Raw genomic sequence first — 13,048 nt, forward strand, 5'->3', positions numbered from 1 at the left:
TGCTTTTGGAGCGTTTCCTGAAGGGGTCTGTGGTTCGGCAACGCCTGTCGGACGCGGGTTCCGCCTGAGGGGGAATTCAGGAAGTACAACGGTCGGAACCGGCCCGGTGGACTGTAAGTGCTGCCCACCGCATCCGGTGTTAGAAAGAGAAGGAAAAGCATGGCACAGGGAACTGTGAAGTGGTTCAACGCCGAAAAAGGCTTTGGATTCATCGCACCAGAAGACGGCTCCGCTGACGTTTTCGTCCACTACTCCGAGATCCAGGGCAGCGGCTTCCGCACCCTCGAGGAGAACCAGCGCGTCGAGTTCGAGGTCGGCCAGGGAACCAAGGGACCCCAGGCAACCGGAGTTCGCGCAGTCTGATCGACACCCCGCTCCCCGCGAGCGGAATCGACACTTCTCATCCCCCTATCGCTTTCGGTGCATGCCGAAGCGAAGGGGGATGAGTTGTATCCACGGCCACTGCCGACACTGTCTCCTCGGGTCGTTCCTGCAGGCTCCACTCCCGCCCTTCGGGTCGTTCCTGCAGGCTCCACTCCCGCCCTTCGGGTCGTTCCTGCAGGCTCCACTCTCGCTTTTGTTCTACTGTCCACATTGTGAACCAGTTGTCCTTCTTCTCCGCCGAGTCGCTGCCGCCGTCGGTGACCGACTTGAGTGGACTTCTCGCGTCCACCGGGCAGGTGGTTCTGTCGGCGTCCGGTGCTCGCATCTCGGTCGTCGTCGATTCGTCCTGGCGCGCCGAGGTCATCGCGGACCTGATGGCGGAGTGCGGGCTCGTGTCCGAACTCGGCCGGTCCGAGGAGGACAGGCCGCTGGTGCGGACGGCGTCGGTGCCCGAGTTGTCGGCACTCGCGTCGTTGTGGACGAAGGGCGCGGTCAAGTCGATGCCGCCGGGTTGGGTGCCCGGCGCCCGCGAGCTCCGCGCGTGGGTGCTCGCAGGCGGCCGACCGGAAGCCGAGGGCGAACGGTATGTTCTGGGACTGGATCCGCATGCGCCCGACACGCACGCCCCGTTGGCTCAGTCGCTGATGAGAGCAGGGATAGCTCCCACTCTCATCGGCACCCGAGGCTCCAATCCAGGGCTCCGCATCACCGGGCGCAGGCGAATGCTGAGGCTGGTCGAGAACGTCGGACCTGCGCCGGAAAATCCGGACGCACGTACCAGTTGGCCGACCGCCGAGTAAGAAGATGTGAAGCTGATCTGCGAGTATTTTGACGTCGTATGCCACTCTGTTACCAGGCGGACCGGCACGATTGTCGGTTTCGACAGGTAGAAACTGCTCGCGGAGTGGCTCTACAGGACGCAACGAGGAAGGTTCGGCAGCAAGGTGGCAACACGCAAGAACGGCACGGGGGATACCACCACCGGCGGTGCCCAGCCGCGCCGCCTTGTCATCGTGGAGTCTCCGACCAAGGCCAAGAAGATCGCCCCCTACCTGGGGAGCAACTACGTGGTCGAGGCGTCGGTCGGCCACATCCGTGACCTTCCACGCGGTGCCGCGGACGTCCCCGCGAAGTACAAGGGTGAGCCGTGGGCCCGCCTCGGCGTGGACGTCGACCACGATTTCGAGGCCCTCTACGTCGTCTCGCCGGAGAAGAAGGGCAAGGTCGCCGAGCTCAAGAGCCTGCTCAAGGACGCCGACGAACTCTTCCTCGCCACCGACCCCGACCGCGAGGGTGAGGCCATCGCCTGGCATCTCCTCGAGACCCTGAATCCCAAGATCCCTGTTCGACGCATGGTCTTCCACGAGATCACCAAGCCGGCCATCCTCGCGGCCGCTGCCGATACCCGTGAGCTGGACCAGGATCTGGTCGACGCGCAGGAAACCAGGCGCATCCTCGACCGGCTCTACGGCTACGAAGTGTCGCCGGTGCTGTGGAAGAAGGTCATGCCGAAGCTGTCGGCGGGCCGTGTACAGTCCGTCGCCACCCGGATCATTGTTCAGCGCGAGCGCGACCGAATGGCGTTCCGGAGCGCCGAGTACTGGGACATCTCGGCCACCCTCGATGCCGGGGCAGAGGCGTCGCCGCGCAGTTTCGGCGCGCGGCTGGTCAACGTCGACGGTTCTCGCGTGGCTGCGGGTCGTGATTTCGGTGCCGACGGAAAGCTGAAGTCCGACGGTGTCACCGTTCTGGACGAACCGCGTGCCCGACGCCTCGCCGAGGCCCTTCAGGGCGTGGACCTCACCGTCGCGTCCGCCGAGGACAAGCCGTACACCCGTAAGCCGTACCCGCCGTTCATGACGTCGACGCTGCAGCAGGAAGCAGGCCGCAAGCTGCGGTTCTCCTCCGAGCGCACCATGCGCGTCGCGCAGCGGTTGTACGAGAACGGCTACATCACCTACATGCGTACCGACTCGACGACGCTGTCGGAGTCGGCTATCTCGGCGGCCAGGTCGCAGGCGACCGAGCTGTACGGTGCGGAGTACGTGCATCCGTCGCCGCGTCAGTACACGCGCAAGGTCAAGAACGCCCAGGAGGCGCACGAGGCAATCAGGCCTGCAGGCGATGTGTTCCAGACGCCTGGCCAGTTGCACTCCGCGCTGCAGACCGACGAGTTCCGGTTGTACGAGCTGATCTGGCAGCGGACCGTCGCTTCTCAGATGGCCGACGTGCGGGGCACGACGCTGACGCTGCGCATCACCGGTACCGCGGGCACTGGTGAACAGTGCACGTTCTCGTCGTCCGGCCGTACCATCACCTTCGCGGGCTTCCTGAAGGCCTACGTGGAGAGCGTCGACGACGAGGCAGGCGGTCAGTCCGACGACGCCGAGTCTCGGCTCCCTGCGCTGAAGGAAGGCGCCGCGGTCACCGCGACCCAGCTCGATCCGGACGGCCACACCACCAACCCACCCGCTCGGTACACCGAGGCGTCGCTCATCAAGACCCTCGAAGAGCTGGGTATCGGCCGGCCGTCGACGTACGCGTCGATCATCAAGACAATCCTCGACCGCGGATACGTCTACAAACGCGGCAGCGCACTCGTGCCGTCGTGGGTGGCGTTCTCGGTGGTCGCGCTGCTGGAGGCTCACTTCGGCCGCCTCGTCGACTTCGATTTCACGGCGGGCATGGAGGACGACCTCGACGCCATCGCCGGTGGTCGTGAGCGCCGCGGCGACTGGTTGACGAGCTTCTACTTCGGTGGGGACACCGGGGCCGAGGGCTCCGTCGCGAGGTCCGGTGGCCTGAAGAAGATGGTCGGCACCAACCTCGAGGACATCGACGCTCGCGTCATCAACTCCATCAGGTTGTTCGACGACGATCAGGGCCGCGAGATCCATGTACGCGTCGGGCGCTACGGCCCGTACCTCGAGCGAATGGTGAAGAACGACGACGATCCCGATGGGGATCCGATCTCGCAGCGCGCCAACCTGCCCGACGATCTGCCGCCGGACGAGTTGACCATCGACTTCGCGGAAAAACTGTTCGCGACCCCGCAGGAAGGCCGCAAGCTCGGTGCCGACCCGCTGACGGGTCACGAAATCGTTGCCAAGGAAGGGCGTTTCGGTCCGTACGTCACCGAGATCCTGCCCGAGCCGGAGCCGGAACCGACTCCTCCCGAGCCGGACATCGTGCCGATTCCACAGGACTCGGACGGTGGAGGTGGCACCAAGACCGCAGTGAAGAAAGCTGCGGCGAAGAAGGCTCCGGCCAAGAAGGCGGCGAAGAAGGCCACCGGACCCAAGCCCCGCACCGGTTCTCTGCTGAAGTCGATGGATCTGGCGACCATCACGCTCGAGGACGCCCTCAAGCTTCTGTCGTTGCCTCGAGTCGTCGGCGTCGATCCGGAATCGAAGGAAGAGATCACCGCCCAGAACGGTCGCTACGGCCCGTACCTGAAGAAGGGCACGGACTCTCGGTCGCTGACCGACGAGGAGCAGCTCTTCACCGTCACCTTGGACGAGGCGCTGAAGATCTACTCCGAGCCGAAGCGACGCGGACGGCAAGGTGAAGCGAAGCCACCTCTGCGTGAGCTCGGCACCGACCCGGTCAGCGAGAAGCCGATGGTGATCAAGGACGGCCGCTTCGGTCCCTACGTCACCGACGGCGAGACCAACGCGAGCCTCCGCAAGGACGACGACGTTGCCACCATCACCGACGATCGGGCCTCGGAGCTCCTGGCGGACAGGCGTGCCCGCGGACCGGTGAAGAAAAAGGCAACCAAGAAGGCCGCCACCAAGAAGGCCACCACGAAGGCAACGGCCACCAAGACCGCAGCCAAGAAGACCCCGGCGAAGAAAGCCGCAGCCAAGAAAACTGCTGCCAAGAAAACGCCTGCCAAGAAGACCCCGGCGAAAAAAGCTGCAGCGAAGAAAGCTCCTCCAGCGGACTCCTGATCGCTTCGAACGATGGGGTGCCTGTCGGTCTGCTCGCCTCCATCTGCTCGTATGAACGAACCTTTCGAGCGATGAGGGTGGGCGACGGAACCAACTGCGGCCTCGGTGCGTCCAAGTGGGTGTGGGGAAGAAACTGGTAGTCCTGCTGTGTGTTGTTGTCGGTGGTCGCATGTGCTCGGACCTCGTCCGGCAGAGCTGTCGGCCAGGATGCATGGCACGGGCAAGGTCTTGCCGCTGGTGGGTCTACGGGCGGGCAGGCGCCGTCGTCGTCCCCGACAGCGTCCCCGTCGGCGACCCCGTCGTCCTTCGATCCGTGTGTCCTCGAGGATCTGCAGCTGAGTATCTACGCGGGCGTGGATCCGGCAACCAAGGAACCGTTGCCTGGGGTGGACGGGTGTAGCTGGACGGGCCAGTCCGGGCGTTTCTCGGTCGGGTACAGCGAAGGCGTCGACCGGACTCGGCTCGCGACCACACCCGGAGTCACCGAGTTGAGCGAGTTCGAGGCGGACGGTCAGATGGTGGACAATTTCGTGTTCGAGGGAAACAAGTGCATCTCGTTGGCCGAGATCGATGGCCGAACAGTGCAGTTCACGCTCGCGGAAACGGACTTCGATTCCTTCTGTATACGGCTGAAGGTCGCGACGACACTGATCCTGGAGGACATCTAGATGCGACGATCGGCAGCGCTGGCCATGCTGACAAGTGCGTTCGTGTTGTCCGTCGGGGCGTGCGGTTCCGGTGTCGGCGGGACGGCCACGGCGTCGGACGAGGTCCTCGATGTATCCGAAACAGAGTACGTGACAACGACTTCCGTTGAACCGTCTCCGGAATTCGACCCCTGCGCCTTGCCGGATGCGCTGCTGCGCGATCTCGATCTGGCGGAGGCTCGACCCACTGCGGTCGGAGAGCTCGGGTGTATCTGGGGAAACGACCGTATCGCAGTGTCGGTTCTGGTGTTCGAGGACACGTCGACGCTACCCGACCCGTACACGAGCCCCTCGACCACCGAGGTTCGTACGCTGACCGACGGCGGGTACACCACCTACGCCTTCCTGCTGGACGGCGACACGTACACCACTCAGACGATGACGGCGTCGGGTGCAGTGATGCTGAGCGCGAATCGACTCGGTGTTTCGTCCGCCGAGGAGGTGCGTGCCGGCTCGATCGACGTTTTCCGCGTGGTGCTGTCGTACCTGCCGCCGCCTGCGTGATGCGCCGGGCACGAGGCGTTCGTGTCGCACCGAGCGACTAGGCTCGCTGGCATGGCGGGAGTTTTCGATCGGCTGATCGGCCAAGAGGACGTGGAAGCAGAGCTGACCGCCGCGGCCGTCGGCGCTCGTACCGGGGACCCGGGGTCCGCGATGACGCACTCCTGGTTGTTCACCGGCCCTCCCGGGTCCGGTCGATCCATCGCTGCTCTGTGTTTCGCGGCGGCCCTGCAATGCACCACGGAGGGGTCACCGGGCTGCGGTACCTGCCATCCGTGCACCACGACGATGGCCGGCACCCACGGCGATGTCCGGCGGATCATCCCGCAGGGCTTGAGCATCAGCGTCAAGGAGATGCGGGAGATCGTGCAGATCGCTGCGCGTCGGCCCAGCACCGGGCGCTGGCAGATCGTCGTCATCGAAGATGCGGATCGGCTCAGCGAGGCGGCCGCCAACGCGTTGCTGAAGGTCGTCGAGGAGCCGCCGGAGCGGACGGTCATGTTGCTGTGTGCGCCGTCGACCGATCCGGAGGACATGTCCGTCACCCTCCGCTCGCGCTGCCGCCATGTGCATCTCGTGACGCCCACGACGCCGGCGATCGCGCAGGTTCTGCAGACCCGCGACAAGCTCGATGCGGAGACGGCCCAGTGGGCGGCGTCGATCAGCGGTGGACACGTGGGCCGCGCACGGCGACTGGCGAAAGACGAGGACGCTCGTGCCAGGCGCAAGCGGGCCCTCGGCCTCGCGTCGGCTGCAGCGCGGCCCAATCAGGCCTATCTCGCGGCCGAGGAGATGGTGAAGGCTGCGGAGACCGAAGCCGCGGAGATCAGTGCCGCCCTCGACGACGTGGAGATGGAAGAGCTGCGCACCGCGCTCGGCGCAGGCGGCACCGGTAAGGGCGCGGCGGGCGCGCTGCGGGGGTCTGCAGGCGTCATCAAGGAGCTCGAGGCGCGGCAGAAATCGCGTCGTACCCGTAATCTTCGAGACGCTTTCGACCGAGCTCTGATCGACCTCGCCGGTTTGTATCGCGATGCGTTGACCCGCTCCTACGGATCCACCGCTGTGCTCAACCATCCGGACATGTCGGAACAGATCGAGCGTATGGCCAGGGGTGCGTCGCCGGAGGCTCTGTTGAAGAGTATCGAGGCAATCCTCGAATGCCGTGAAGCCTTGGCGCTCAACTCCAAGCCCAAGTTCGCCGTTTACGCCATGGTCGCGCAATTGGGTGCAGCGCTGCGCTGAGGCGTGAGATCAGGCCCTCCGCCGCGCCCGCGAAGCCCGAAGATTCGCGATGTTCCCGCAGGTCTTGACGTCGTGCCAGACGCCGCTGTTGTTGCGGGAACGGTCGTAGAACGCAGAGCCGCACGGTTCGTTCCTGCAACGCTTGAGTCGCCGCCAGGTGTCCGCGCGTTGAGCCAGCAGAATCTCGGCCCAGATGCGCGACGTCACGTACTCGTGGCCGGTTCCAGACGGTCGCAACTGGACGGTTCCCGACGCGTCGAGGGTGAGGACGGCGTCGGCGGGCGCCGTTTCCGGGGGCGTGCCTGCGATGAGGAGTTCGATCGTCGTGCGCAGTTCGCGTAGTGCCGCGGCGTCGGCATCGCTGAGGTCGTGCCCCATCGCCGCGGATGCCACCGCGCCGTCGGCGAGCAGGTCCGGGAGTCCTTTTGCGTCGATGGCTCGGGTGTTGAGCAGGTTCTGGACGTGAGCGAGGCCGTCGGGGGCGGGGTCGAGGCGGAAGCGCTCCGTCGGCGTCGGCGTCGATGACATAACTCAACAGTATTTGACTATGTCGATCCGGGCAAGTACTACTGACATAGTCAAAAGCATTTCAGATATGTCGAAGGGTGAGTCCGATGGTGGCAATCGAAGGCTCGGTCGTAGTGGTGACCGGTGGGCAGCGTGGGCTGGGCAAATCGATCGTCGACGAGTTCCTGGCGCGCGGCGCGGCGAAGATCTACGCGACGGCCAGGACGCCCAAGCCGACGGATGATCCGCGCGTCGTCGCGAAGCCGCTCGATGTCACCGACCCGGAATCCGTCGCGGAACTGGCTCGGGAGCTGACCGATGTCACCATCGTCGTCAACAATGCAGGCGCCCCGGGATCGGGTCCGTTGCTGGGATCGACACTCGAGGACGTGCGGACCGTGTTCGAGACCAACTTCTTCGGTGCCGTGCGGGTCGCGCAGTCCTTCGCGCCGATTCTCGCGAGCAACGGCGGCGGTGCACTCGTCGACGTGCATTCGGTTCTGTCCTGGGTGGGTGGCGCCGGAGCGTACGGCGCGTCGAAGGCCGCACTGTGGTCGGCGACCAACTCGCTTCGAGTCGAACTCGGCCCGCAGGGAACCCTCGTGACGGGAGTGCATCTGGGTTACACCGACACGGACATGATCGCGGAACTGGACGTTCCGAAGAACGATCCCAAGGATGTGGCGAAAGCCATCGTCGACGGCGTCGAGAACGGGGACACCGAGGTACTCGCCGACGACGTGACCAGGTACTTCAAGTCCGTTCTCGCCGGCCCGGTCGAGGGTCTCGCCATCCCAGCAGGGGCCTGAGGGGAGGCGATTTCAGTTTCGGGCTGATGCTCCGTTAGACTCACCAACGCCGAAAGGCACGCCGCCTTAGCTCAGTCGGTAGAGCATTTCACTCGTAATGAAAAGGTCAAGAGTTCGATTCTCTTAGGCGGCTCGTAAGAGCGAAACCCCTTCCCAATGTCAGTTGGGGAGGGGTTTTGTCGTGCGGGGCGGGGTCTCATCGAGCGTTGTCGAGCAGGTGCTCGGCGAAGGCGCGGGCGGAGGCGAGGTCGGTGTTGTTCGGTCGCCCGCGTCGGATGCCACCGACGAGCTTGAACGGCATGAATGTGTCGAATCCGCGGCAGGAGAAACCTCCGACGACGTCGAAGCCTTTGTGTTCGAGCCGTTCGACGAGTGATGCGGAGAAGCGGAGCCAGCGGGATTCGGCGAGGCCGCTGGTGGCGAAGAGGAACGCGGGTTTGCCGTCCTGGGGTGGTAGTGCCTCGATGTAGGCAAGTAGGTCGGAGTGGAACGAGCCGTAATAGATGCCTGATCCGAAGCCGACGAGGTCGTGCCCGCCGAGGTCGCGGCCGGCGGGATCGGCCGATTCGGGTGAGATCACCGAGGCGCCGAGGACCCCGGCGATGGCGTCGGCGACCTGTCTGGTGTTTCCGTGGGAGACGGATGCGCAGACAAGGATCGGTTCGCTCATGCCTTCGAGCTTAGCGACGGTCGATTCACAGCCGACCGGCCTTGTTTACTCACAGGCGTGTAATTCGCACACACAGCCCCTGAGCAGTGAAAACCTGTCGTTGGCGCGCGTTCATCCACACGCCATCCACAGATCGGACAGGTTGGTCCTCGAGATTTCCACAGGTTTGTCCACAGCCTGTTAGTGCATACGTTCGAATGGGCGTCGGGGAGGCGTTCTGTCTACTGTTGCTCTCGAGGCGAAAACGACGGAAAGGGACTTCTGTGGCTCGACCGACCATGGCCGATGTGGCGAAAGCTGCCGGGGTGTCACCTGCGCTCGTCTCGATCGTCATGCGGGGAGTGGAGGGGGCTTCGGAGGAGACTCGTGCGCGGATCAAGTCGATCGCCGACGAGATCGGTTACGTCCCGGACCGTCGTGCGCAGAAACTTCGTCAGACCAGCTCCCGCCTGTTGGGGGTCACGTTCGATCTGCAGCAGCCGTTCCACGGCGATCTCGTCGAGCAGATCTACGGCGTTGCCGAACGCGCCGGGTACGACGTGATGCTCGGTGCAGTCGCGCCCACTCGGGACGAGGCCAGTGCGGTGAAGACGCTCGTGCACGAGCGATGCGAAGCAGCGCTGCTGCTCGGGTCGCGAATGGATGCAACCGAACTCGGTTCGGTCGACCGTGCGGTGCCGGTCGTGACGTTGCTGCGCACCAGCGGCGTCGACGGTATCGGATCGGTGCGCGGTGACGATGTGGCCGGTGTCGGTTCGGCGGTGGAGCATCTGATTTCATTGGGACACAAGCGAATCGCCCACATCGACGGTGGCAGTTCGGCGGGCGCGCAGGACAGGCGCCAAGGCTTCACCGACGCCATGACAAGGCACGGTCTGCCGGCCCCCATCGTCGAGGGTGGTATCACCGAAACCGAAGGCGCACAGGGAATGCGGCAGCTGCTCGACTCGTCCGATCCTCCGACGGCCGTGGTGGCGTTCAACGACAACTCCGCCACCGGAGTACTGGATCACCTGCTCCGTCGCGGTGTCGACGTACCGGGGGACGTCTCGGTCGTCGGATACGACGATTCTCGCTTGGCGCGCATTGCCCACATCCAGCTGACGTCGATCTCTCAGGATGTGGCCGCGCTCGCCGAGGCTGCGGTGCAGGAAGCGCTCGCGCGGATAGCGGGTGAGACTGCGCGCGATGTGGTGCTGGCGCCGGAGCTCGTCCGGCGAAGGACGACGGCACCCCCGCGGCGAGCCTCCGCCTGATCTGTACTTATCGGACATTCAGGTTGGCTCCGTAGGCTTGTTGAAACTGCAAGCGTTCAGGGGGCCACCTGATGGATCGAGCCGACCACAACCAGCACGTCTTCGACGATGCCCACGTCGCAGCCGTGTACGAGTCCTACGCCGCGCCGACCACTGGATTCCTCGACGGCGGCGAGGCCGCTGCACTCGCGCTCGCCGCGCCCCACGTTCGAGGTCGACCGGTGCTCGACATCGGTGTAGGAGGTGGCCGAACGACACCGTTGCTGCGGCTGCTCTCCGATGACTACACGGCAGTGGACTACTCGCCCAACATGATCGACGCGTTCCGGCGTAGTTTTCCGCAATTCCCGGCTCACGTCGCCGACGCCCGCGACATGCGTCCGATCGCCGATGGACGCTACGGATTGGTGCTCTTCAGCAACAACGGAATGGACACTGTCGACCACGACGACAGACTGTCGGTGATGCGTGAGTGCCGCCGCGTCGTCGCCGACGACGGCATCGTCGTGGTAGCGACGCTCAACAAGAACGGCCCCGGATTCGGCGAGTCACCGTTCCAGCTCTCGCGCCCCAACCGTCCGATGACGTTCTCGCCGCGCAAGATCGCCGTGTCAGTCGGACGTCGTGTTCTGGATCCGGCTGGTTCGGTACGCAGAGTGGTGAACTGGCGACGGCATCGGCGTCTGACGGTCGACCACGGTTCGTGGGCAGTCGGTCCGCTCGCTGCACACGACTTCGGGCCGGTAATGCACTTCACGTCGTTGACGGACCTGCGCAGTCTCGTCGTCGGCGCAGGGTTCGACATTCTGTCGATACTCGGCGACGACGGCGCCGCGATCCCGCCCGAGGTGACCGAGTCCACGGTGGACAACTTCACCGTCGTGCTGCGCCCTGCTGGTCGCTCGGTCGGGTAGTCGCAGCGATTTCTACCCAGTCTGCTCGAGTGGATCTACTCATGGCCTGACGGGCTGCCATCTCCTACATTGAACGGGCGATTGTTCTTTTTGTCCGATTCGGTGTGTTCGGGGAGGGTTGTCATGGCAAGGCGGAGAGTTCTCGCGACCAGGTCGGTCGCCGTGGGGGTGGCCGCGGTACTCGCGGTCGGCTGCGCATCGACGACGCAGGGGACGGCACTGTCCGAGGGGATGGGTGCGGTATCGACGGAGAGCAGGTCGATAACCATCGCGCCGCTCTTCACCACCGGAAGCGGCGACGGTGGAGTCGGTGAGGAAATCGTCACGAGGTCGGCGACCACGGACTCGTCGTTTCGCGTCGACTTCTCCGAAGACGAGGTCTCCGGCCTGGGCGACGCCTCGAGGGCGGCGTCGTGGAACGCCGCGATCGTTTCGACGTTGATCATGTCGCAGCCGATGTCCGGTCGCTTCGAGTTCGAGATCAGCGGGCAGATCGACGGTCCCAGCGCGGGCGCGTTGAAGACCGCGGCGCTCATCGCGTTGCAGCGCGACGAACAGATCTCCGACACCGCGACGATGACCGGAACGATCAACGCAACGGGCACCATCGGTCCTGTCGGTGGCATCCCCGAGAAGGTGCAGGCCGCGGGCGCCGCCGGGTACGACACGGTGCTGATCCCACTCGGGCAGCGCAACAGCACCGACCGCAACGGAGACAGTGTAGATGTCGTGCGGATCGGGGACCGAGCCGGAGTGAACGTCGTCGAGGTCGGTGATATCTACGAGGCGTACGGGCTGCTCACCGGCTCCGAGTTGGAGGCACCGAGGCTGGAACCGGACACGCGGCTCGACAACCGGGCGTACGACAAGGTCGACGCGCAGTACACCGCCGCGATTGGTCGGTACGACAATGCGCTGACGATGCTGGACACGCTCGACGTGAACATCCTTCGGACGATGATGAACACCGGGCTCCCGGAGACTGCTGCGAAGGCCGCCGACCGGGCTCGAGATCTGCATCGGCAAGGGTCGATAGCCGGCGCGTTGGTCACCGCGCTAGAAGCTGCCGCCGTGATGGAAGCGTCGTATTCGGTGGGTAACTCGTTGACACCGTTGGTCTCTCAGGGTCCGGCGGGTCTAGGCGCATTTGTTGTGCAGGCTACCAACACCGGTCCGGCGGAAGCCGCGTTCTTCTCGTTTCTCGATTCCATCGCCACGTTCGAACCCAAGACCTTGCCCGACGTCGAAGCAGTGGTCAACGCGTACGCGGGCGCCTTCGACGCGCTGACGATCTTCGACTACGCCGCAAGCGAGATCGAGGCGATCGACGGCCGGATCGACACACAACCCATCGATATCGTCGAGTTCGTCGACTATCTCTCGACCCCGTTGATCTTTCTCGAAGCAGCGAAAGCCCAACTGGCAGGTACGAAAGCCGTGTGGGAGGTCGGCCGCGACAATCCTGGCGCCGACATCGACTCGGGCGTCGACCTCGCTCAGGTCGGCGACTTCTTCCGCCGCGGCGCCGACGCCAACCTCGCCGCGTTTCGGACCGGAATGCCCGCCCAGGTGGCGGATCGTACGGGGCGCTCACTGGATTCGGTGATCGGCCAGCTGTCCTACATGGACATCGACGTCGCGGCAGCCGTGCACCAACGGAACGCGCAGCCCGCGATCGAGAAGTATCTCGGAGAGGGAAAACCCAACGGGCAGTACGCGACCATCGGTTACGGCGTCAGCAACTACGTCCGCAATCAGCAACTGGTCGAGAAGTACTACAACAACGCGATCACCGACGACAACCTCCGCGTCACCGGGTTCATGTACGAGAACGCGCTGTCGAACGCTTTCGACCTCGCCCGCGCGCAGTTGTCCTCCGACATCGCGGCACTGCAGGCTGGCGGTACACAACCGGTCATCACCGTCGGGCAGTTCGAAAGCGCAGGCGTCAGGCGTGCGGGCACCCCGCTGGAGCAGTTCAACGCCCTCGGCGCCTACAACAGCGGGTACGTGACGACGAGGCTCATGACGTACCTGTCCTCACCTGGTAAGTGACGATGACCGGAGTGCGCGACTGATTCGGAAGTAGCGCCAGCGGGCATGCC

12 protein-coding genes and 1 tRNA gene are annotated in these 13,048 nt (G+C 64.7%); 11 read left to right on the forward strand and 2 right to left on the reverse strand.

What is annotated here, in order from left to right; genetic code table 11:
• Nucleotides 1-159 precede the first annotated feature (159 nt).
• The 6 genes from CH290_RS21015 to CH290_RS21040 all read left to right on the forward strand — a co-directional run bounded on the left by CH290_RS21015 (nucleotide 160) and on the right by CH290_RS21040 (nucleotide 6,787).
• Nucleotides 160-363: a cold-shock protein gene (locus tag CH290_RS21015; RefSeq protein ID WP_005248460.1), complete on the forward strand. Its 204-nt coding sequence runs from the start codon at nucleotides 160-162 to the stop codon at nucleotides 361-363.
• A gap of 233 nt (nucleotides 364-596) precedes the next feature.
• Entirely contained in the window at nucleotides 597-1,184 is a 588-nt protein-coding gene (locus tag CH290_RS21020) for a hypothetical protein (protein WP_033190106.1), read from the forward strand.
• 144 nt (nucleotides 1,185-1,328) lie between these two features.
• Nucleotides 1,329-4,337 (forward strand): type I DNA topoisomerase, encoded by a 3,009-nt coding sequence (topA, locus tag CH290_RS21025; protein WP_033190107.1) that lies wholly within the window; start codon nucleotides 1,329-1,331, stop codon nucleotides 4,335-4,337.
• Between the two features lie 149 nt (nucleotides 4,338-4,486).
• The gene (locus tag CH290_RS21030) at nucleotides 4,487-5,005 is read left to right on the forward strand and encodes a hypothetical protein (protein WP_230621047.1); all 519 of its coding nucleotides are present in this window, start codon (nucleotides 4,487-4,489) and stop codon (nucleotides 5,003-5,005) included.
• A complete protein-coding gene (locus tag CH290_RS21035; RefSeq protein ID WP_033190108.1) occupies nucleotides 5,006-5,548 on the forward strand; it encodes a DUF3558 domain-containing protein in 543 nt (180 codons plus the stop codon).
• 51 nt (nucleotides 5,549-5,599) lie between these two features.
• The gene (locus tag CH290_RS21040) at nucleotides 5,600-6,787 is read left to right on the forward strand and encodes a DNA polymerase III subunit delta' (RefSeq protein WP_033190109.1); all 1,188 of its coding nucleotides are present in this window, start codon (nucleotides 5,600-5,602) and stop codon (nucleotides 6,785-6,787) included.
• 9 nt (nucleotides 6,788-6,796) lie between these two features.
• On the opposite strand, the gene CH290_RS21045 is transcribed toward CH290_RS21040, so the two are convergent.
• Nucleotides 6,797-7,315, reverse strand: coding sequence for a CGNR zinc finger domain-containing protein (locus tag CH290_RS21045; RefSeq protein WP_033190110.1), 519 nt, complete (start codon nucleotides 7,313-7,315; stop codon nucleotides 6,797-6,799).
• Nucleotides 7,316-7,401: 86 nt separating this feature from the next.
• Here CH290_RS21045 and CH290_RS21050 point away from each other — a divergent pair, with 86 nt between their 5' ends.
• Together CH290_RS21050 and CH290_RS21055 are read left to right on the forward strand one after the other, a co-directional pair.
• Nucleotides 7,402-8,103: an SDR family oxidoreductase gene (locus CH290_RS21050; RefSeq protein WP_033190111.1), complete on the forward strand. Its 702-nt coding sequence runs from the start codon at nucleotides 7,402-7,404 to the stop codon at nucleotides 8,101-8,103.
• Nucleotides 8,104-8,163: 60 nt separating this feature from the next.
• Nucleotides 8,164-8,236: transfer RNA gene (locus CH290_RS21055), tRNA-Thr, on the forward strand.
• A 63-nt stretch (nucleotides 8,237-8,299) separates the two neighbouring features.
• Here the strand turns inward: CH290_RS21055 and CH290_RS21060 are convergent.
• Nucleotides 8,300-8,773, reverse strand: a complete 474-nt coding sequence (locus CH290_RS21060; protein WP_033190112.1) for a flavodoxin family protein — start codon at nucleotides 8,771-8,773, stop codon at nucleotides 8,300-8,302.
• Nucleotides 8,774-9,051: 278 nt separating this feature from the next.
• On the opposite strand from CH290_RS21060, the gene CH290_RS21065 reads away from it, so the two are divergent.
• The 3 genes from CH290_RS21065 to CH290_RS21075 all read left to right on the forward strand — a co-directional run bounded on the left by CH290_RS21065 (nucleotide 9,052) and on the right by CH290_RS21075 (nucleotide 12,998).
• Complete coding sequence (locus CH290_RS21065) at nucleotides 9,052-10,029, forward strand: LacI family DNA-binding transcriptional regulator (RefSeq protein WP_033190113.1); 978 nt, start codon at nucleotides 9,052-9,054, stop codon at nucleotides 10,027-10,029.
• Between the two features lie 71 nt (nucleotides 10,030-10,100).
• Nucleotides 10,101-10,943 (forward strand): class I SAM-dependent methyltransferase, encoded by an 843-nt coding sequence (locus CH290_RS21070; RefSeq protein ID WP_019662982.1) that lies wholly within the window; start codon nucleotides 10,101-10,103, stop codon nucleotides 10,941-10,943.
• 123 nt (nucleotides 10,944-11,066) lie between these two features.
• On the forward strand, nucleotides 11,067-12,998 hold the full coding sequence (locus tag CH290_RS21075; protein WP_230621048.1) for a S16 family serine protease: 1,932 nt from the start codon (nucleotides 11,067-11,069) through the stop codon (nucleotides 12,996-12,998).
• Nucleotides 12,999-13,048 lie beyond the last annotated feature (50 nt).

Origin of the sequence: Rhodococcus sp. 06-156-4 (genome assembly GCF_002259345.1) — a bacterium.
Lineage (GTDB): Bacteria > Actinomycetota > Actinomycetes > Mycobacteriales > Mycobacteriaceae > Rhodococcoides > Rhodococcoides fascians_E.